The 22397-nt window shown below is 37.8% G+C and carries 12 protein-coding genes; 6 read left to right on the top strand and 6 right to left on the bottom strand.

What is annotated here, in order from left to right; translation table 11 throughout:
* Positions 1-65: 65 nt before the first annotated feature.
* From LOS73_RS18105 to LOS73_RS18085, 5 genes are all read right to left on the bottom strand, one after another.
* Entirely contained in the window at positions 66-1301 is a 1236-nt protein-coding gene (locus LOS73_RS18105) for a TMEM143 family protein (RefSeq protein WP_457934075.1), read from the bottom strand.
* A gap of 168 nt (positions 1302-1469) precedes the next feature.
* Positions 1470-3722 carry a TonB-dependent hemoglobin/transferrin/lactoferrin family receptor gene (locus LOS73_RS18100; RefSeq protein WP_007378237.1) on the bottom strand — a complete coding sequence of 751 codons (2253 nt, stop codon included), beginning with the start codon at positions 3720-3722 and terminating at the stop codon, positions 1470-1472.
* Between the two features lie 93 nt (positions 3723-3815).
* Entirely contained in the window at positions 3816-5309 is a 1494-nt protein-coding gene (locus tag LOS73_RS18095) for a DUF2271 domain-containing protein (RefSeq protein WP_457934074.1), read from the bottom strand.
* A gap of 73 nt (positions 5310-5382) precedes the next feature.
* On the bottom strand, positions 5383-6318 hold the full coding sequence (locus LOS73_RS18090) for an EF-hand domain-containing protein (protein ID WP_033028715.1): 936 nt from the start codon (positions 6316-6318) through the stop codon (positions 5383-5385).
* 12 nt (positions 6319-6330) lie between these two features.
* Positions 6331-7122: a DUF4198 domain-containing protein gene (locus LOS73_RS18085; RefSeq protein ID WP_008135141.1), complete on the bottom strand. Its 792-nt coding sequence runs from the start codon at positions 7120-7122 to the stop codon at positions 6331-6333.
* Between the two features lie 671 nt (positions 7123-7793).
* On the opposite strand from LOS73_RS18085, the gene LOS73_RS18080 reads away from it, so the two are divergent.
* The 6 genes from LOS73_RS18080 to LOS73_RS18055 all read left to right on the top strand — a co-directional run bounded on the left by LOS73_RS18080 (position 7794) and on the right by LOS73_RS18055 (position 18470).
* Complete coding sequence (locus tag LOS73_RS18080; protein WP_008135143.1) at positions 7794-8378, top strand: YqaA family protein; 585 nt, start codon at positions 7794-7796, stop codon at positions 8376-8378.
* A 152-nt stretch (positions 8379-8530) separates the two neighbouring features.
* The gene (locus tag LOS73_RS18075) at positions 8531-9361 is read left to right on the top strand and encodes a GGDEF domain-containing protein (protein ID WP_457934073.1); all 831 of its coding nucleotides are present in this window, start codon (positions 8531-8533) and stop codon (positions 9359-9361) included.
* 222 nt (positions 9362-9583) lie between these two features.
* On the top strand, positions 9584-10945 hold the full coding sequence (locus tag LOS73_RS18070) for a hypothetical protein (protein WP_008135145.1): 1362 nt from the start codon (positions 9584-9586) through the stop codon (positions 10943-10945).
* 396 nt (positions 10946-11341) lie between these two features.
* Complete coding sequence (locus LOS73_RS18065) at positions 11342-14128, top strand: TonB-dependent receptor (RefSeq protein WP_033040706.1); 2787 nt, start codon at positions 11342-11344, stop codon at positions 14126-14128.
* 56 nt (positions 14129-14184) lie between these two features.
* On the top strand, positions 14185-15477 hold the full coding sequence (locus LOS73_RS18060; RefSeq protein WP_050482465.1) for a metallophosphoesterase: 1293 nt from the start codon (positions 14185-14187) through the stop codon (positions 15475-15477).
* Positions 15478-15827: 350 nt separating this feature from the next.
* Complete coding sequence (locus LOS73_RS18055) at positions 15828-18470, top strand: DUF2339 domain-containing protein (protein WP_033040582.1); 2643 nt, start codon at positions 15828-15830, stop codon at positions 18468-18470.
* Between the two features lie 122 nt (positions 18471-18592).
* Here LOS73_RS18055 and LOS73_RS18050 read toward each other — a convergent pair whose 3' ends face one another.
* The gene (locus LOS73_RS18050) at positions 18593-22033 is read right to left on the bottom strand and encodes a PAS domain-containing hybrid sensor histidine kinase/response regulator (protein WP_457934072.1); all 3441 of its coding nucleotides are present in this window, start codon (positions 22031-22033) and stop codon (positions 18593-18595) included.
* Between the last annotated feature and the right edge of the window lie 364 nt (positions 22034-22397).

Raw genomic sequence — 22397 nt, 5'->3', positions numbered from 1 at the left:
ATAAAAAAGCAGCTGTACTTATCAGCTGCTTTTTTATTTGGGTATTATTTAGCAAAAATACTACATTAATTATATTGAAAAAGATTATCCCAGCGCTCATCTAATATCGTTTTTGCGTGTTCTAAATTGATTGCGCTATACACATCACTAGTGCACGTTACCAAACGCATACGTATCAGCTTTTCAAGTGCGTCGCTAATTTCAAAATCAAGATCGCACTGGTATTTACTTTTAAACCAATGCTCTATTTGTTCATCAAGCGTTTGTGCGGTTAAGCCGCTTTCTGATTTTAGTAAAAAGGTATACGCAAGCAGCGCTTCTTTTATGTCTTCTTCTTCGGCGGCGTCAATAAGCGTGTGAAAAACACCCGCGTTGTTATCGAGGTTTTTAAAGTAGAGGTTATCGCTAAGCGCTTTCATAAATTTAATTTTACGGTTTTTAAACTTACTCCATTCTTTAAAAATAAAGCTGCCAAATACTCCCATGCCAATAGCAAAGGTAATAAAGTGTTGTTGGGTCATTTCTACAGCTTCACTTCTAAAACCACCCCAAAAAGCAAACAGAGCAAGCAATAATACGATTGATGCGCCAAGTTTAGTTATAAGTACCACTGCACCGCCAACTAAAGCCGATGAGCCAATAATTGCTTTATCAATAGGGCGCATGCGTACTTCGCTATTAGGAAATAGCATTTCGAGATCGGCCTTTGGCACATTTTGAAACAGCTTTACTATGGTTGAGCTTGGCTCAAATCCCAGTGGCGTTTTATTTTTAGCTTCAAAATAAGCGCTGTCTTTAAAGCGAATAAACACGGCAACACGGTCGTAATTAGTAAAGTGCAGCGGCTTTTTACGAAGGCCCCAAAAGCTGGTAATGGCTTCAGTGAGTTGCGATTCGCCACGGCGATAAAAAACCACTTCTTCAAAGTCGTCAAATTCAACTTCAAGGCGCACCTTAAATAGTGACTCTTCGTTTAATGCATCTTGTAAGTCTTCATTGGTGATCACTTCAAAATTAGCAGCATTGAGTACTTTGGCAAAATCTTTAGCAAACTCACGTTGGCACTGCGCTTTTTGAACCGCCGATACTGGCGCTAATGATCGCGTGTCACTATTAGGATCAAACGGGGCGTAGTTATTTTTAAGTGATTCAAGTGTTGCGTGGTAATCGTAATGAATAAGGCTGGCTAGTAAATCGCAAAATTGTTTAAACGATGTTTTTTGTGTACTGCTTCTAAGCTCTTCGCTGCACATATCAACAATATCTTGCTTTCTAAAGGGAATAAAACGCGCACTTTGCATAAATTTAATAACTACTTACAATTAAAATACTCACTACTTTTAATTGTAAGTTAATTTGTCTGCTATTTCTAACGTGCTTTTTGTTTAAGCACTATTTATCTTGGCTAGAAGGAAAAAAGCCGAGTTATAGTCATAACTCGGCCTAAATATTAATTATTTTGTGTACCTTTAAAATTTATAACTTACATTTACACCTAAATTACGGCCTGCTTCGCTGTAGCGTTTAATGCCGTTATCAGTCACTCCGATCCCAGGTCTCATATCACCTTGGTCAACAAAGCGGACACTATCCCAACGGTAATATTCTTTATCTGTTACGTTGTATACGCCTGCAACCAAGCGTAAAGACTCAGTAATATTGTAATACCCAGTTAGGTCAATAATTGTTGCTGCATTACTAGAATAAAGAGGGTATGTTTTTTCGCCATTTTCATCGATTGTAAAGGAGTCTTTATCTTCTTTACCTGCAGTGTAAGAAGCATATGTGTGAACGCCCCAATTACCTTCAGGCTGGTCGTAGCTTATTCCCCACGTTAAATTGAACGGCTGAATAGAGTAGATAGGCGTATCTTCGCTATTTTCACCACTTGTATAAGCTGCTTGTACACGTGTTTTTAAACCGGGTGTTAAATCAAATGTGCGGCTTAGGTTAAGGTCGGCCGAGAACTCAATACCTTTAATTTCAACGGTATCTGAATTAAAGTTGACAAAAAATCCATCTGGGTCTGTTTCACCCGTATTAGTATTTATGCCTTGGCGTTTTTCGCTATCAATAAAGTCTTTATACTTACTGAAAAAAGTACCTAAACGAAAACTACCTTTAGAAAACTCACCAACTAATGCAACGTCATAGTTAGTGCTGTATTCCGCTTTTAGATCGGCATTGGGAACTTCATTCCAATCATCGAGAGTGCCACTTGTTGTGTACATATCTTCAATGGTAGGTGCTCTGAAGCCAGTTGATACACCCATTTCAATACTAAATGAATCATTGAGTGCTTGTTCAATGCCAGCTGTCCATGTTGCCATAGAGAACGAAATTTCTCCTAATGTTCCTGATTCATCTGAATAGTTTTCATCTGCTTTAGCATTATATGTATAGTGGTCATATCGTGCGCCAAGACGCGCCTGAGTTGTTTTTCCAAGATTAAACGTATCTAAGGCGTATAAAGTATAAATGTCGGCTTCTGATTTTGGGATCAAAGCTTGGCTGCTTGATTCTACCCAACCCTTGTCGTTTAAAATGCTGTTAGACTTTCGTACTTGTGAGTTTTCATAGTCTTTATTTAATATTTCAGCACCATAAACTAATTTATGTTTTTGTTGCGCAAACTTAAATGACTTCTCTAGATCAACTGTTACTTGGAATAGGTCTTGATTAAAAGCACGTGTATCAACACGGTCTTCATCGGTAGTTATTCCACCACCAAAACCAAATCTAGCGTGTTGGCTCGTATTAGCCGCAAAGTCGATACTTTGTTTATTTAATGCAGTGGTTATTTTATCAAAAAGAGCTGTTTCACCTTCGTATTTATGAAAAACACCAACTCGGGTTGTTTTACTTATATCGTTGCCTACTCGGTTTGAATACCAACCCCCATTAAATGATTGCGTATCAGTAATAACTTTTGTTTTGTAATAAGTACCAACAAATCCAATTTCATTGTCAGGACTAATTTCATAAATAAGCTTAGCTAGTACACTATTTAACTTAGTATCTTGAGGGTCAGGAATTTCTCTGGCAGAGCCTTCTATATCAGCGCCATTCATGTCATAGTTTTCAAATTCATTACCATCGCGATAGGTATAAATAATGAGTGATTCTAGAGCACCAGTTCTATTAGCCGCAGTGAGTGAGGTCATTGTTTCGCTATTTTCACCACTGTAGCCTGCTTTTATGGCAAAACCTGAGTCATCGCCTTGATAAGAAAGAAAATCGTCAGGATCTTTCGTTGTCATATTAACGGCACCAGCAAGCGAACCGTTACCCGATAAAATAGCATCAGCACCTTTAACAATTTCAACTGATTTTAGTGCTTCAATATCGACACCATTACGTGAACCTTTAAAATATCCGTAAGCTTGTCCGCTTTCGTACTTTAGTGTTTCGCCCTGTGGCACGCCATCAACATTAATAGCAACTCGGTCTTCATCTAATCCTCTAATATTAAAGCCACTTGCACCCCAGCGATCATCACCTTTTGATACAGATACACCAGGTACTAATTTTACTAAATCTTCAAAGTTATCAACTTGGCGAAGTGCTAATTCTTCACTACTAAGTACTTCTACTACCGCATCACGCTCAATGCTTTGAGATTTAACAACCGTTTTTTCTAGTGTTTGTATGGTCTGTCCGAAAGCTTGCCCACTAAGTGCAATGGTTATTGCACTGGTTAAAATGGATTTTTTATATTTCATGATGATCCCTAATTTAATGTTAATTTAAATGCAAAGGCAAACGATTGCGATTTACACATTTATTTTTTAATAATACCTTTAAATGAGTAAGCGTTAGAGGCGATTATTATTTGTTGTTTTATAAGTTATGCTTACAATTCCCAGTTCACCTTTAGCAGGAATGACTAATTTTTTAGGTAGTGAGGCTGATTCAGTATGAGGGCTAAACTCAAATTCAATCCGTTTATAGTTGTGGCCTCCACCTTCTCTTGCCGCTTCTATATTTAGATAGTATTTAGCTTTTCTATCAAATTCACCATTGTTATTTAGGCCACTCCAAAGAACTTTATATTCTCCTGGTCGGCGAGTTGGACGAGCTATACCATCTAATAAATCTGGATTTTTACGACCGACACGTCGCCACCAACGACTGTTTTCTTTAGCCCATCGATTACTTTCACCCAGTAATAGTAAATTATAAACACTACGGTTTTGGCGATCGCTTATCCAAATAGCAACATAAGGTTTTTCATATTTAGCTACTTGTAAATTAGGTATTTGATATTCTATTTGCAGTGAGTTAGCAGAAAGCTCATCAATGGCTTCAGTTTCAGAGCCTACAAAAGTATGCCATCCAGCTGATGCCACTTTTAAACCTTGAGGCGATACTATTAATGCTTCAACATTTCCTAGTTGATTAACCCAATCTATTCCTTGTGATATTGATTGAGTGCTTAATGCCGTTGCGATGGCATCTGCAGTGACGGCGTCTTTAGCTATAACCGTTGCAGATGGCGCATAGTCCATTGGCCAGCCATCTTGTGGATCTAAAATATGACTAAATTTTCTTCTTTGAATCTGTCTAAAGCGATTATGGTGACTACTTGATGCAATGGCCATATTTGATAAATTCACATAATATGGCGCTGCTGATTGAGCATCGTTTAGATTTGTCGGATCGGCTATTGCAACATGCCATTTAGCATTATTATTTGGTTTTCCCCAATAATATGCATCACCGCCAATATCTAATTTTAATCCCGTTGCATCAGGCAATAACGAATGCAAATGCGCATAAGCTAAGTCAATAATAAACCCTTTTGCTAACCCCGCAGGATCAAGTGCTATTTTTTCATCTAATATTACACTGCTTTTTACAGCATCAATGTTAATGGTTGAGCGTTGGATGTCGCGAGCTTTATAACGTACGGCAATCCTATCTGGTACGCTATCAGTGCGTTCAGCGGCTAACCAAAGCTCTTTTAATTTTCCCATTTTGCAACTGAATTTTTTATGCGAAGCGGCATGCCATTTTTCACATAATTCAACAATTTCAATTAATTCACTAGGAAGGTTTTGTTTACTTCCTAATTTGTTTAGCAAGCTAATCTGACTCTCTTTTTGCCACGTTGAAAGAATCCCTTCTAAGCGTGTTATTTCATTTAATGTACTACCTATCGCTTTTTCTGCTTGCAGTTGAGGTACACCTGCAATGCTTATATCCATTGATGTACCTAATACATTATCGTAATGGGCATTTACCATTGCAAGAACTGGCTGTGTGTTAAAAATAAGCAATAAAGCAGCACCGAATATTTTTTTTAACATGATTTATCAACATTCCTTAATTCAATATTGTTCTCCCTGCCTGTAAATTTATTGGCAGGGAGGCGTTTAATATTCAGTAATTAGTGTTTGATGATTTTGCCGTTTTATTGTTGCTCACATATTCATTTTTTTTAGGCGCTGGATCTAGGTTGTTGACGATACCGTCTTTGTCAGTATCCCAACGTGTAAAACTACGATGCCCTGACAGCTGGTATTCAGCAAAGGTCATTGCACCATCTTCATCTTTATCTAAAACATTAAAACGAATGTGTGTTTGTTTTAATGCAGCTTTGCGTGTACTGGCTATCTTTTTATCTAAACGGTTTTCATATTCAAAAATATACTCTTGCTCTGTTAGCCAATTATTAGCATCTTCGTCGGCACGATTAAAGTCTTGTCGACGGCGTTGGTTAAATTCTTTTTGGGTAATAATGTTATCTTGATTTAGGTCGTATTTAATAAAAAAACCTTTTCGATCGTGCGTTGTTGGCATACGAAGTAGGCGTTTTGCTCTGTTTAATTTGTTTTGTTTTTCTTGTGCTAATTGCTGCTCAGTTTTTTCAACCGTTTTCTTTTCTGTTTTTCTTTTTGGCTCAGGATCTAGGTCGTTAATTGTGCCGTCTTTATTTACATCATATTTTGTAAAACTACGTACACCAGATGCTTGGTATTCTTGCCATTCCATTTTAGCATTTTCATTTTTATCGAGTGCTTTGAAGCGTACTGTGGTTTGTTTAACTTGCACTAACCTATCAAGGGTAAGTTGTTTATCCATACGGTCTTGGTATTCAAAAACATATTCGTTTTCGCTTACTGCGCCATCCTTATTTTCGTCAGTGCTGTTAAAGTTATTCTGTCGGGCATTGTCAAATTCAGCTAAGTGCACATTGCCGTCATTGTTGGTATCGTATTGGTTTATGTAAATCGACTTGCTATGCGATGCTGCATTTGTGACTGTACTTAGTAGTGCTAAAACAGTAGTAAAAGTAATCGTTATTATTTTGTTCATTTTATTTCTCGTTTATTCTGTCGCTTCAACAACAAGGGTGTAGGTATTACTGATTTGAGGAGCCGGAGAGCCTTTAGGTGCATCACTTTTATAACGTGCACGTAAAAGGTATACGCCTTGTTTTTGTGGCATAAAGCTAAACTCGCCTTTATCGTTACTTTTTAATGAGATGGAAGGTTTATCATTGCTAAATTGATCGTTCGCCTGAAAAACATCAACAGTTAAGTCAGCCAGTGGTTTTCCATTAAACACGCTAACCATTGATAAACGTTCACCAACAAAAAGTTCATTAGGATGGCTTTTAGCAATAAACTCTAAGCCTTGACCGTAAGGTTTTAGGGCTGTTTCACTTGGGGCACCTTTGGTTACATAACTTTCAGCTAAGGTGAGTGATTGGAAAAAGGCGAGTAACTTTCCTCCCTCAGGGATTGCATCCATTGGGTTTTCTAGCGATTTTCTTACACCGTTTATTTCATACATTTTAAACACACGGCCTAAGCGTTTACCTGTGCTAAAGCGATAAGTACCTTCTTCTTTTAGCTGATGCTCTACAACCATACGTAAATGCAATTTAACAACATTATCAGGATTTATGGTTTCACCATTAGGAGTAATAACAGTAAAAATACTGTTATTAAACGCAAGCTCAGGAACAAAAAATTTCTCTGCAAAAGCAGCGTCTAAAGTAACGTTATCTTGACTTGATTCATCAAAAGAGTAGGGCGCTAAATAAGGAGTGTGGGCATAACTTGTTGCACAGACTGTGAGTAGCATCACACCTGTTAATAGTTTTTTTAAACGCATAATAAATTCCTAATTAAGTAAACAAATAATACAGTTGAGCGGGCAATAATTTCGTCACATTATATACAAATGCGAACAATTCGCAATATCATTTTCATTTAATTGATGTGTTTTTTACATGAATATGTTTTCAGTAAAAACCTTGGACTTAGCTTGTAACGTTTATTGCTTATAAGGCGAAACATATGTAGTAAATAGCGACTTGCTCATAAATATGTATTTTCATCCTATATTAAGCTGAATATGCGATGATACTTCGCAAGTTAGTTATATTGTTACTTGGATTGTAGGGTGGTTAATTTAACCTGAACTGTGGATAATAAATCTATCTCAAGCAGCTATTTTCAGCGCTCACTGCGTTGAATTTACTTGCAACAGGCCAGCTATTGACGCGTAAGTTCGTCTTGTTTTCACTGAAAATCTCTGGCTAGAGAATATAAATTTACATATCACTATAATTCAATACGTTGGTAAATATCTTAACCAGATCTCAGGTTAATTTAACTTTATTAGCATTCGATTTTGGTGGGTTTATCTCTGTAGGTTAAATTTACAGTAGTGGTTTTTTAGGTGAAATAGACTTTATATTTTGTTTTTTAAGTATCTGATAAATAGAAATAAAGGCCTCTACTTTATATTGTCGAGAGTTTAAATTATAGAAGGGAATTATAATGGCTATTCAAAAAAAACTTAAACAAAAAACACGTCAATTTATAGATTCTAAGCATATGTTAAGTGGTATTACCGTTGCGTCTTTTTTAGAGTCGACCATAGTCCCTATTCCACTTGAGGCTGTTTTAGTGCCATTAATGCAAGCTCGACGTGAAAAACTTTGGCTTATTGCATTTATGGCTACTTTGGGATGTATTGTGGGAGCCCTGTTTGGCTATGCTTTGGGTTATTACCTATTTGACGCCGTTGGTGATTGGATCATTAATACGTTTTCAACACCAGAGCAATTTAAAAATGTTCAGCAACAAATGCAAGAACAAGGTTTTTGGTTTGTTATAACGCTTGGTATTGTACCAATCCCTTTTCAAATAGCGATGCTTGCTGCTGGTGCAACTAAATATTCAATTTGGTTATTTTTGTTAGCCAGTGCTATTGCACGTTCTATTCGTTATTTTAGTTTGGCTATTATTGTGTATTACGCGGGTAATCAAGCTGAACGGATAATTAGTAAACATAAAACTAAGGCTATGATTGGTTTAAGTGTTTTAATACTAGGGACATGGGGGGTAAGTACACTCATTTAACGCAGTGGTTTTGTATCTGAATTTTGAACGTGTGTTATAATTTTACGTGTTGCTCATATAGCCTAACGTAAAATTGGACGATAATGAATCCCGAAATAGTAAGTATAAAGTTAAGTCGCTTTGTCCATCTCACTAAGCTGAATAAGCTTTTAATGTTTATACTTCTTTCCTATATTTTGGTGTTTTCTGCTTATTCTTTAATGAATTTCCCTTTTTTAGATTTTAAAAATAATATTTATGGTTTTACGACGGATGTTATTAATTTAATAGTCATTGTTGCTATTTTTTGGGTTGTACAGTGCTCAAAGTTAGCTAAAAAAGCATATTTTTATGTAAGCACTGGATTGTTATTATGGATTGTCGGTATTACGGCTGATGTGCTTGATGAGGTGGTTATACCGCCTTACTGGGTAAGTTTGTATGTTGAAGATTTATGCCGAACTATAGGCATGACAATAACCGCTTTTGGCTTATTTAAAACTATGTTATTTATGCAAAAAATGCATAATCGGCTAGCTAAAGAGCTCATTATGGATGATTTGACTAATGTGCATAACAGGCGTTGTTTCTATCGATATGTGAAAAATGTGACGACACCCGCATACACTCTTTTAATTATTGATATAGATCATTTTAAATCTATAAATGATGACTTCGGTCACGATATGGGAGACAAAATACTTAAAGAGTTTGCCTATAAAGTGAATGCTTTATTTGATGACACGAGTGTTTTTGCTCGAATTGGTGGTGAAGAGTTTGCCGGTTATTTCCCCCCAAGTAATATTAATGATGTGACTGATTTTTCCCAAACTATTTTAGAACTCGCCCATACAATTAATGTGAAAAACGACCGCTTTATAACTGTAAGCATAGGTATTGCACAACGCATTGAACGAGAGTTGTTTGATGAGGTAATGAAGCGAGCTGATCTTGCTTTGTATAAAGCAAAAGAAACTGGCCGTAATAGGTATGTAGTGAGCTGATCTTTTCAACCTCTAAACGCAGACGTCAAAACGCTAAGCATTTGCTGTGGTTGTCCCTCAAACTTTTCCTTTTGTAATCTATTATCAATATTAAAGACACTTTCATACACTTTTTAACGTTTACGTCAGGAAGTGTCAGTGCGAGTAATGCTTTGTAAATTATGAAATTAAAATAGGGTATTCGAGTCATAAAAGGGATTTTAATAATAAGGAATAACTCTAATGACCAACTCCCTGTTTAAAGCTGCTTTACCACTTAGTTTAATCTCTATCTTAGCCGGTTGTGGCTCCGATGATAGCTCAAGTGATACCGGTTATATTCAATTATACAATGGCTCTTATAACAGCCCATACACTCGACTATTTATTGATGAAACAGAGCGTTCAGGTACTGACTTTGCTGATGTAACTACTCGTCACAACTACAGTACTGACACTTATGATGTAAGTTTTGAGTACCTTGATGCCAACGACAGTTACATAACCATTAGTGAACAAGAAGTGTCGATTAAAGGTGATAAAACGCAATTAATTGTGATGAGTGGCGATTTTGCTGAGCCTATATTCACAGAGCTTAGCGTGCCTATCTCTAGTGACACTGATGAATTTAACTTAGGTTTTTTTAATACCACGAATGAAAATAATAACTATGATATTTATATAGCTACGGATGATGGTGTATTTGAAAGCGCAACATTATTTGCCTCTGCGCAGTATTTGACTGAGCCCGATCTGCAAACACTTGAAGAAGGGTATTATACAATTTATGTGACAGCGGCAGGTAGTTCGGATGTTATTTTTGAATCACCTTCAGTTTATTACTACGACGAAGCAAGCTACGTTGCTATGATCCGTCCAAGCTATGCAACCGAAAAAAACGGTATTACGCTTGATATAGTGACTGATAATAACTATGTCACGGAGCTAAATCATCAAGATGCACAAGGCCAATTACGATTCATTAATACAATGGATAGCTATTCACCGGTTAGCTTCTCAATTACTCGTGGTACTACAGAGTTAACAACCGATACAGTAGCCAACGATACTTATACTAACTATGTTGAATTATCGCCTAACAGCTACAGTGTTGCTATGTATGACGAAGAAGGCACTAAGCTTGCTGATAACTTTTTAATGACGTTAGAGCGTGAACAAAGTGCAGTGGGGATTTTTTATAACGACGAAGAAAATGGTCCTCGTATGATGAGCGTAGAAGAAAACCTTACACCTAGCAGTTATAGTCATACGGTATCAGTTGTAAATTTAATTGAAAATTATGCAGGTCAATCAGTCTCTGAAGTTGACGTGTACTTTACACTTAACGGTGAAACAGTAGAAGACACAAGTAATGTTGTTGATGGGCTTGATAAATACGATCAAGAAGAGCAAGTCGTAGACAACGAGATTTACACTGTTTATGCAGTATTTGAGGATAACGGGCAGCAAATTGTGCTTATCCAACAAAGCGATATGGACTTTACGCAAGAAGGAAACTACATACTTATCTTAGAGCACGATACAACAACGAGCTCAGGTTATAAAATGACCTTAGAACGTACGATCACCGATAGTGTTGAATAGTTAGTTTTAAAAATAGTACATGCCCTGAGTATTTTTTACTTGGGGCTTTTTTTTGATTAAAAATAACAGGTTTGTTTGTTGATGGAGACAGGTTGTATTTTGGTCGTAAACAGATGTCTTAGTTAAGTTAGAGTCTGAACAGCTCAACATATTTAATCGTTTATTATTTTAGCTCTATTTTGTTTGTAGTTTTTATTATCAAACCGTAATTATAGGTAAATTAAGGGGAGTCAAATTAGCTCACGTTGTCGTTTTTTTGTAAAAAAAACAACATAAACACATGGTTTAAATAGGGGATAAAAAACACTGACATATTTAATTCATCTTCTGTAATTAGGATGTCCGTGCCGAGCCAGTATGGCCTATTAATCATAAGCAGCAATTAAGAGAAACATTATGAACCCTTTTAAATCATCACCTTTTATTAAGTCGAGTCTCGCATTAGCATGTTGTGGCATTTTATATACAACCCCAGTTTTAGCTGATGGCGCCGTTAAAGGACGCATTACCGATTCAAGTCAAAGTGTTTACTTTGGTGGTGCAAAAATTACTGTAAAAGAACTAAATCTAAAAACAGTCAGCGGGCGTGATGGTACTTTCTCATTTAATAATTTACCAGCAGGGGATTACACCTTAATGGTTGATTATATTGGTGCATCCTCGGTAGAGAAAAAAATAAAAATTGTTGATGAAAACGTGTTCACGCAACAAATAATAATAGGTGAGCAAGAGGATGCGATTGATAATATTATTGTTTATGGTCAAAGTGCAGGGCAAGCTGGCGCGATTAACAGACAAAAAAATGCCAGTAATCTAAAGTCAGTGGTAAGTGCTGATTCAATTGGTCAGCTCCCAGATCAAAATGCAGCGGAAGCTTTACAACGCCTGCCGGGGGTTTTTATAGCGCGAGATCAAGGCGAAGGACGTTTTGTTGGTATTCGTGGTATCGATCCTAATTTAAATAATGTGACCGTGAATGGCCTTAATGTACCTTCTCCCGAGGCCGGGGTTCGCAGTGTGGCAATGGATGTTATTCCAAGTGAATTAATTCAAAGTTTAGAAGTAAGTAAAACGGTCACACCTGACATGGATGCAAGTGCGATTGGTGGTTCAATTGAAGTTAAAAGTTTAAGTGCTTTTGATAAATCTGGGCAGAGTTATAGCTTCACCGCACAAGGTTCATATAATGAACTTGAGTCGGACACTAGCCCTAAACTTTCGGCAAGTTTTACAGATGTTTATGAACTCAATAACGGTTTGGATTTAGGGGTAGCGACTGCTATTTCGTGGTTTAAACGTGACTTTGGTTCTCGTAATGTTGAAACTGATGGTGGCTGGAGCGAATTTAAAGTTGAAGATGACGCTACGGGTGAAGATATAAAAATCTTTGGAGCAGAAGAGATTGAGCAACGCCAATATCAAATTACACGTGAGCGTTTAGGTGCTGCGCTTAACTTTGATTTACACAGTGGTGTAGCAAATCGATACTATTTACGCACACTTTACAGTGATTTCTCGGATGATGAATACCGCCAGCGTAAAGAGTTTAAGTTTAGCGATGGCCAAGTTAATACCCATGATAATAACAGCGCTTCTTTTTCTGACGCTGAAATGGACCGAGATACGAAAGATCGTTATGAAGAACAAAGCATTTTGTCATTGGTCGCAGGTGGCGAGCATCAATTAAACAATTGGTTTGTTGAATACAGCGTCGGTTACTCAAAGTCAGACGAAAAAGAGCCAGATCGCTTAGATGTAAGCTTTGCGGGTGAAGGGCTTGATTTGGGTTATATTGCACAAAGTGAAATACCAAGCTTATCTCAATCATCTAATGCTAACGACATGAGCAATTTTGTTTTAGATAAAGTAGAGGCTAACGACAATCTTAGTGAAGATGAAGCAATGACCTTTAAGGTTGATTTCAGTCGTGATTTTGTTTGGAATAATAACAATGGTGAATTCAAGTTTGGCGCTAAATATCAAAGCCGTGAAAAACGTAACGATGTAAATGTTTGGATTTATAAGGATGACTTACAAGGAGCACTCGCGAGTGACTTCGCTGCGCCTGTCCCCGACTATGATTTAGGAGAATTTGGTCCTGGTCTAAATCGTTCAGCTATCCGTCAATTTGTGAATAATAATCGTGATGCATTTGAACTGAACGAAAACGACTCACAAGTTGAGTCCGATGGTGCAAGTTATACCAGTAATGAAGATATTGTTGCAGCTTATGCAATGGTAACGTTAGATATTGATAAGTTACAAATTGTCGCAGGCCTTCGTTATGAAGGAACTCAATTTGATACTGAAGGTAATCAGGTCGCGCTATTAACTGACGATGTAAACGATACGGAAGTAGTTACAAGCACGCCTTGGAAAGCCACAAAAGATTATGATCATTTTTTACCTAGTTTAAATATGCGCTATGAGCACAGTGATAAATTAGTCTCTCGTTTTGCCTATACAAATACAATTGCACGCCCTTCATTTAAAGATTCTGCGGCGTTTCAGTTAATTGAATCTGAAAGCAGTGAAGATGACGGCGTAATTTCCGTTGAGCGTAAAGCTGAAGTGGGGAACCCCGATTTAGACCCTTATGAATCAATGAATCTCGATGCCTCTATTGAATACTACCCAGGCAGTATTGGGGTACTTTCAGCGGGGCTGTTCTACAAAGATATCGACAACTATATTGTTCAGCAAGAAGTACAAGATAACGGCCAATGGAATGGTTACCAAGAAGTTGTGCAAATGGTTAATGGTGGCTCTGCATCACTAACAGGGCTTGAACTTAACTGGAGTAAAACGTTTGATTCTGGTTTTTTAATTAGTGCAAATGGCACATTTATTAATGCTGACGATGGCTTACCAAATCAAGCAGATAAAATAGGTAACTTTATTGTTGGTTATGAAAACAATGTAATTAGCACTCGTTTGAGCGCATCTTATAAGAGTGAAAGCTTCCAATTTGAAGATGCTGACATGAATGTATATGAAGATAGTCACACGCAATTAGATTTCAGCGGTAAGTACTTTATAAATGATTCTGTTAATGTTTACTTTAATGCGAAAAACTTAACCGATGAGCCTTTGTATCTTTATCATGGTGAGCGTAAATACAACTACCAATATGAATCATACGGTCGTACTTATGAGCTAGGGTTTACTATTAACTCTCTTTAATTTACACAACTAAAAAGGCCTACTTGATATAAGTAGGCCTTTTTGTGGAATATAAAATGATGAACAAATTACTTCTTTCACCACTTGCATTTGCTTGTTGTATGTTACTTAGTGCGTGCAGTGCGCAGGCTGAAAAAACACCTAGTAAAAATATAAATTTTATCGCTTTTGGGGATGGCGGCTATCACGTTGACTACCCCAAAAAGAAACAGATTAAAAACCCCAAAAACAAAACTGAATTTATAGCCAAAGAATTACAAGATTGGCTTGAAGATTATCGACCACGTAAAGAGTTTGATCATGCTCCTATTTATGTGTATCCGGGGACAGATATAGCAACCGAACAAGGTGGTGCACAAGCGGTTGGCCTAGCTATGGCTAAATTATGTGAAAGCAAAGAGTGTCAGTTTGCTATTCAATTAGGCGATAATGTTTACCCCGATGGCGCAGATGCTAATGATGGTAAAGATGATCAAAAACGTTTACATGATTTAATTTATGCCCCTTTGAAACCTTTGTTCGATGCTGATCCATCTTTGATTGTATATTCTGCTTTAGGTAACCATGACTGGCGCAGCTCTCGAAAAGGGGTGGCATTACAAACTGAGTGGATGGCGCAACAACCTAATTTTTTTATGGGTGAACAAGGGTACTACAGTTATAAAAAAGGGACGCCAGGTAACGACGTAGAATTTTTCGTTTTAGATACAAATATGCTGTTGGCGGGGCAAACATACTATAAAGTGCCGCTTAACCCTGATGGCAGTGAAGGTAATGAACAACAAGCAATTAAAAGTGGTGCAGCCAAGCTTGAAGTTCATGATAAGCACGAAGGACCAAAAAATGGCGAAGATATTAAGCAACTAGCATGGTTAAAAAAAGAAATTGCTAACTCAACGGCTAAGTGGAAGTTAGTGTATGGGCATCATATTTTATGGTCAATTGGTGGTACAAAATACACAGAAGGACATGTGTTACGGCGTTTACTAATGCCAACACTATGTAAATATGCTGATGGCTATATTGCGGGTCATGAACATGATTTAGAACTGTTAACTGATGATTGCTCTGAGTTTGATAGCGGCAGTAGTCATGGCAAATTACCGCTTATAATATCTGGTGCAGCTTCAAAAATGCGTGGCAAACATTCCCCATTTGCACAGTTTCAAGCCCAAAAATATCCGGAGTATGATTTAGTGTGGTCAAAGAGCTTTGTTTGGGGCTTTAGTCACATAAATATTGATAATCAACAAGATCAACTTAAAGTTAGTTTTTATACAACGCCGCGAAACTTAAGTGGTGGGTTGATAGATGAGGGGCAATTTAGGTTTAAAAAACGCACACAATAATATAAAAGCTTAACACAACAAAAGCCAAGCTGTGCTTGGCTTTTGTATTATTTATTGATGCTAATTAAGCTGAACTCTGGATAATAAATCTATCATGAGCAGCTATTTTTAGCGCTAACTACGTTGAATTTACTTGCAATAGGCCAGCTATTGACGCGTAAATTCGCCTTGTTCTCACTGAAAATCTCTGGCTAGAGAAAATAAATTTAAATATCACCATGATTCAATACGTTAGTAAACCTCTTAACCCGAGTTCAGGCTAAGTAATAGCGTAAAAAATATTATTAATGTAGATAATATAAAAAAATAGGTACTATAGCCGCTGTAAATGAATAACTACAGAGTGTGCCATGGATGATTTAATAGGTTTAGCAGTAATACTTATATTGGTAGTTGTGGGGGGCGCTATTTGTGGATTAATTGCGCTTATACAATTAAAGAGTTTGAAGCAAGATATTACTTTTTTAAAAGCAAAAGTGAATGAGTTACAATCAAATGTCGTAGTGCAAAAACAAACTCAATGTGTTGATGCAAATATTGCACATAACCAGCCTGTGATTGCTTCAGCCAAAGTATATAAACCAGAACCCGTATACACAAATCTAGACACTGAATCCCAAATAGCGGTTAAATCCAGTATTAACAGCACAGCTAAAACAAAACGCAAAACACCATCTCCTATCGAATTATTACTTAATAAACTACGTACAGGGTTTGAAGAGAATTGGATGACCTGGATTGGCGCAATAGCACTTGCTTTTGGTGGCATATTTTTAGCTAAATACAGCCTAGAAGCGGGATTACTATCGCCTGTAATGAGGCTGAGTTTGGGTGGATTATTTGGACTTAGCTTAATTGCAGCCGCAGCTTACTTACACCATAAACGCATTGTATTTGAAGGCTTTAATAATTACATACCCGCAGCGCTTGCCAGCGGCGGGTTTATTACCTGTTTTGCTTTAACGCTTTTAGCTTACAGTAGCTACGCTATGCTTAGCCCTACCGTGGCATTTTTTGCACTGGCTGTTATTGCGATTAGTGCAAGTGCAATGGCGCTTAGGCTAGGCCCATTATTGGCTGTATTAGGTATTATTGGCGCTTATAGTGTACCAATATGGGTTAGTACAGGCAGTGGTAACTTGTTTGCATTATTTATGTATGTTGGTTTTGTAAGTTTGTCGGCTGCGTTAGTTGCACATAAAGTACAGCGAGCTTGGTTGTGGTATTTATTATGGGCAGGGCACATTGGCTGGTATTTAGTTGGTTTTACATTACTTAAAATTAATACCGTTTGGTTAATGGGGACGTTTGCTTTACTTAGTATTATAGGGCTAATTGCTATACCACGCTTAGGCCTAAAACTGAATGTTATTGAACATCGCCCGCACAGTTTAAAACGCTTAATTAAAGTGCTCCCAGATCACCTCTTATTACTCGCTTTTATAGCGCCCTTAATATTTACCATGTTGATCAGTCACTTTGATATGCAGTGGCAAACAGTTGGCGTGTTAAGTATTGGTTTGGTGCTATTTTTAGTCCTTAAAAATAGCCGCTGGGATATTTGGCAGGGCGTAGCGTTAGTTATTTCAACGCTATTAGTTATAAGTGCTCAGCGCACGCATTTGTCGCCAAACCTATTTGATGACGCACTCTTTATATTCAAAAATGAGTATGGTTTGGGTTTATTACTCGGGTTGTTACTTACAGTTTACGGGCTTTATTACGGTAAAAAGCAATCTAAGCGTTTAGCGTTTCATATAACGGGGGCATTTAGTGTATTTGTAATGATAGCGGCTTTGTATGCGCTTATTCCTAACTCTGCGTTAAGTACTGCATATCCACTTTGGGCCGTTGTATTGTTTGTAGTCGCCGCTATTTTAATAAGGCTCGCGCAGCATAATACAACGCTATTTCAGCGTTTTACTTATTGGGTAGGCGCTAATGCCAATATTACGTTAGCAATTACCATGCTACTCAGTGACAGCGGCTTAACCATTGCACTTGCTGTACAAGTATTACTTATAAGCGTGCTTATTAAGCGCTATAGCGTGCCTATGCCGCATTGGCCTATAAAAGCCTTGGTTGCTGCGTTGTTACTGCGCCTTACGCTTTCACCTTGGACGCCAAGCTACGATGCGTTAACGGTATTTGGTTTGCATTGGAGTATTGTGGTTTATCCGTTATGTATTGCGTTATTTTTTGCCGCAGCTAGGTGCTTTAAAGCATCTCAATTAAAAGTATGGTTAGAAGGTGCGGCGCTTCATTGTTTAGCACTTTTTATTACCACCGAAACAAGTTATCAGCTAGTAGGGCATTATCCGCAATTTGATTCACTTAACTTTTACGAACAAATACTCCTTACCTGTAACTGGCTGGCATTAGGGTGCGTGTACTTACACAGAGCAAAACTTGCCGGTACTTTAGCTAAGTTATATAAAGTGGCGGGTTTTGCACTTGCAGGGTTAGCGGGGCTTTTTGCTATTAAAACACTGTTTGACGACAACCCATTATTTGAATCACTTTACATAGGTGAGCTGCCAATATTTAACTGGTTATTACTATTGTGGTTAGTACCTGCAGGATTAACGCTTTGGCTGGCCAAGCTTGTAAAACCAATAAATGCTAAAGCTACGTCATTTATATTGGCCGTTGTGGGTGGTTTTATATTATTGGCTATAAACAGCTTTATTCGCCAATATTGGCAGGGCCCTTACATTTACTTATCAAAAGGCGCAAGCAATGCAGAGCTTTATAGCTACTCTGTTATTTGGTTATTATTGGGTGCGGCTACTGTTATTTTTGGTCATTTAAAAAATCAATTATTAATACAAAAAGTAGGCTTAGGCTTACTAGCTGCCGTTATTGTTAAGGTGTTTTTAATTGATATGGCTAACTTGGAGGGCTTACTTAAAGCGCTTTCGTTTATTGGATTGGGGCTTTCGTTAGTGGGACTAAGTTGGTTGTTCCAAAAGCTCAGAAGCCGAGTAAATTAGTTTAACTTTATGAACACTTTATAAAGCAAAGCCCAGTAAAGATACTGGGCTTTTTGTTTTACGGTATTACTAGATAGCTTTTAACTAGATAACTTTTAACTAGAACACTTGTTACTCGCTTATTATGTACTGTGATTAAGCAGTGCTTTTAGTTTGCCCGGTTTAATTGGCTTACTTAAATAATGAATATTAGCGGCTTTGGTTTCTTGTTTAAGCTCTGTGTCGCGTACTGCGGTAATTAAAATAGCAGGTACTTGGCTTTGCCAAATTTCGCGCAGGGTTTTAATTAGTGTTATCCCATCGCAGTCGCTGCCTAGTTGATAATCCATTAAAATAACATCGGGTGCGCCATTTTGTTTAGCATAAGTGAGTACACTATCTACGTTATCAAATAGTGTGTAATTAGCTTGCCATTTTTTAAGTAAACTCGCCATGGCGGCTAAATTTTCGGGGTCGTCGTCTACGGCTATTATATTAATTGCTGCGCGGTTTTCTATTAGGCTACTTGCAGTGTTTTTTTGCTGTACGAACAGCTTATCGCCATAAGGTACTTCAACACTAAAGCGACTGCCTTTATTGGGCTCTGAGCGTACATGCAATGGCAAGCTAAGTAAGTCAGCCATTCGTTTCACTACGCCAAGGCCTAAGCCAACGCCTTTGTTATCACCTGATTCAACACGGTAAAAGTCGTTAAATATTTTGGCTTGTTCAACTTCGCTAATACCTGGGCCGGTATCCCATACTTCTATCAGTAGGTTGTGTTTACGGTTTCTACAGGCAATTAATACACGGCCTTTGTCAGTGTACTTAACGGCATTAGATACTAAGTTTTGAATAATTCGGCGTAAATAGGTTATGTCGCTGTGTACGATTTGTTGATTTGAACGCACCGTTAGTTTAAGCCCTTTATCGCTAGATAATATTGCGTATTCGCTCTGTAATGGCGCTAAAATTTCATCAATGCAAAAATGGCGTGGCGTTGGGGTCATTGCGCCTTGTTCTAGTTTGGCTATTTCGAGCAAAGCTGACATTAAATGCACGGTTGAGTCGAGGCTGTCGCCCAATTTATCAAAGTTATTTTGGTTGGTACTATCGAGTTGCTTTTCGTCAATAGCAGCAAGGTATAAACGCGCTGCATTAAGCGGCTGTAAAATATCGTGGCTTGCCAATGCTAAAAATCGTGTTTTACTGTCGTTGGCTTGCTCTGCTTCTCGTTTGGCTAAAGTAAGTGCTTGCTCGGTTTGTACACGGCTATCTATTTGAGCTTGTAAGTCTTTATTAATTGTTTGCACTTCTTGAGTTCGCGCTTCTATGCGGTTTTCAAGATCCATGTTTACTTCTTCAAGCGCATTTTGCGTACTTATGTGATTTGTAATATCCGAAAAGCTAGTAACAAAACCGCCATCAGGTAGTGGGTTACCAATCATCTCAAATACTTGGCCGTTACGGCGGTGGCGAATAAAATGATGGGAACTGCCATTTTTTAAATGCTGCACGCGTTTTTCTACTTGGCGTTCTATTTCGCCTGGGCCACATTCACCACGGTTGGCGTTGTACCTAATAATATCTTCAATATGTTGGCCTACTTCTAAAAAGCCCTCTGGGTAGGCAAACATTTCACCATAGCGTTTGTTCCATGCAACAAGTTTTAAGTCTTTATCGACTACTGAAATACCATGACTTAAATTTTCGAGCGAGGTAAACAATAAGTTTTGATTAAACTGCAGTGCTTGTGTCGTTTCGTCAAAAAAGTTTACAACCTCTTCAAACGCCATGCGCTTACCCGACGATACCGTATGTATTAATGCTTGTGCCGATGAGGCGCCCAACACACCCGTAAGAGCACGCTCACAATAAGCAATAAATTCAGGTTCAGGGTGAGCGTTGTTGTCACTTAAATGATGTGCCAATGCGTAATGCGCGAGGACTTGTTGGCTACGCTGAATACCTAAAAAAGTTTGCAGTAGTATTTTAAAATCGTAAACCGTGGCTTTTACGTCTTTATTTAAACGCCTTGCTAAAATAGCCTGATCTTTTGGGTTAACAAATGCAGCTGCTTGAATTTTATCGATTAGACGCTCTTCTGCGCCTAATGAAAAGCTAATATAACAACCAATATTGGCAAATAAGGCAATGAGCGTCCCGCGTGTTATGAGTGTTTGTTGTAATTCACTATTTAAGGTGTTGCCTGCATCTAAAATAGGTAGCATTAAAAATAGCACCCAACAAATAATGCCAGCTATTAAACCAGCATAAACACCGTAAGCATGACCTTTTCGCCAGTATAAACCGCCAACAATAGCGGGCAATAATTGCGTAACGAGTGAAAATGCCACTAGCCCCATACTCGCCAATGCACTGCTGTGGCCAAACCATTGTTGATAAAAATAAGCCAAGATTAGAATACCGGCAATGGTAAAACGTCTTACCAATAAAATTTGCGATTTGTAGCTGGTGGTAATTAAGTTACGTTTAAATTTACGGCGTAATATTAATGGCAATACAACATCATTTGAGATCATAGTACTTAATGTAAGTGTTGCGAGCACTATCATTGCGGTGGCGGCAGACAACCCGCCTATAAATACAAAAGTGGTTAAAAATGCATTGTCGTTAATTAACGGTAGGGCAAGTACAAAGCTGTCGGGGGAATAACCACTGCCGATTTCAGGATGGATAGCGGCAGTTGCAATGGGTAAAATCATCGCAGCAGTCAATAACAAATACAGAGGAAAAGCCCAGCGAGCAGTAAATAAATGACGTTTATTTTGGTTGTCTACAACGGTGACATGAAATTGGCGTGGTAAGCATATAATGGCAGCTGCAGCCATTAACGACTGACCAATAAAGTTAAAACTGAAAAAGTTAAAATCGCTCCAGTGATCCCAAATTGATTCGGTGATTTTACTTGAGGTTGATTCGGGCAAATTAAATAGTGTAAATATGGCAAGTCCTGCCACAGCCATAAGTGCAATAAGTTTAATCATTGATTCAAAGGCAACAGCAAGCATTAAGCCTGAGCGATATTCGGTCACATCGACTTTGCGCGTACCAAAAAATATAGCAAATAAAGCCATAATTAATGTGGCAGAAAGCGCGAGCATATCGCCGGATATTTTATTACTGTTTTGCAAAAGTAAAAAGCTGGTACTGAGTGCTTTTAGTTGTAGTGCGATATAAGGAATAGTCGCCAGTAACGCGATAACTGTTACCATAATTGCAGTAGTTTGGCGCTTACCGTAACGAGCAGAGATGAAATCGGCAATAGTGGTTATGTTTTGTTTTTTACTCACCAACACTAATTTACGTAAAAAGCCTTGTCCGAAAAAAAACAACAATGCAGGACCAAGCAAAATAGGTAAGTAGCTCCAGCTACTAGTCGCCGCAGTTCCTACTGACCCATAGTAGGTCCATGAAGTACAATAAATACCTAATGAAAATGAGTAAACAAAAGGGTGGTGGCTAATGCGTTTTGCTAAAGGCGTCGTTTTATCACCCCAGTTAGCCAGCCAAAACAGCACACCTATATATCCTAAAGCAACAATAATGAGTACGGCAGTCATGTTGTTATTAAACCTTATTATTTAAAATAGCCCCCAACCCTATGAGGGATTAACACAATACCAGAACTCAGGTTAAGTGTGAGGGTTGAATTTAAATCATAATTTTAGTTTTATTTTTATCTTTTTGAATATTAAAGATAAAAATAAAATAACTTATAGCATTAGACTAATGTCGCATTAATTTAGTACTTAGCTTCTTTATAACCCTAAAACTCAACTTAAAAACCTTAACAGGCTGAAAAATAACAAAAAGAGCTATTTAGGTTTAGTTGTTTTTATACAGTTTACGTAAACGTTAATAAGCTGTTACGACTATGGTCGCAATTCAATCTTGAGACAGCATTGCTAAATTGGTAAGTGAAGA

The organism is Pseudoalteromonas sp. SCSIO 43210, assembly GCF_054133285.1.
Note: the sequence above shows the minus strand (reverse complement) of the source record. Positions and strands in the feature narration are given on the sequence as shown.

What these genes read in the sequence shown, in the direction of transcription:
- LOS73_RS18105 (WP_457934075.1), bottom strand. Translation starts at nt 1,301, where the DNA reads ATGCAAAGTGCGCGTTTTATTCCCTTTAGAAAGCAAGATATTGTTGAT.
- LOS73_RS18100 (WP_007378237.1), bottom strand. Translation starts at nt 3,722, where the DNA reads ATGAAATATAAAAAATCCATTTTAACCAGTGCAATAACCATTGCACTT.
- LOS73_RS18095 (WP_457934074.1), bottom strand. Translation starts at nt 5,309, where the DNA reads ATGTTAAAAAAAATATTCGGTGCTGCTTTATTGCTTATTTTTAACACA.
- LOS73_RS18090 (WP_033028715.1), bottom strand. Translation starts at nt 6,318, where the DNA reads ATGAACAAAATAATAACGATTACTTTTACTACTGTTTTAGCACTACTA.
- LOS73_RS18085 (WP_008135141.1), bottom strand. Translation starts at nt 7,122, where the DNA reads ATGCGTTTAAAAAAACTATTAACAGGTGTGATGCTACTCACAGTCTGT.
- LOS73_RS18080 (WP_008135143.1), top strand. Translation starts at nt 7,794, where the DNA reads ATGGCTATTCAAAAAAAACTTAAACAAAAAACACGTCAATTTATAGAT.
- LOS73_RS18075 (WP_457934073.1), top strand. Translation starts at nt 8,531, where the DNA reads ATGTTTATACTTCTTTCCTATATTTTGGTGTTTTCTGCTTATTCTTTA.
- LOS73_RS18070 (WP_008135145.1), top strand. Translation starts at nt 9,584, where the DNA reads ATGACCAACTCCCTGTTTAAAGCTGCTTTACCACTTAGTTTAATCTCT.
- LOS73_RS18065 (WP_033040706.1), top strand. Translation starts at nt 11,342, where the DNA reads ATGAACCCTTTTAAATCATCACCTTTTATTAAGTCGAGTCTCGCATTA.
- LOS73_RS18060 (WP_050482465.1), top strand. Translation starts at nt 14,185, where the DNA reads ATGATGAACAAATTACTTCTTTCACCACTTGCATTTGCTTGTTGTATG.
- LOS73_RS18055 (WP_033040582.1), top strand. Translation starts at nt 15,828, where the DNA reads ATGGATGATTTAATAGGTTTAGCAGTAATACTTATATTGGTAGTTGTG.
- LOS73_RS18050 (WP_457934072.1), bottom strand. Translation starts at nt 22,033, where the DNA reads ATGACTGCCGTACTCATTATTGTTGCTTTAGGATATATAGGTGTGCTG.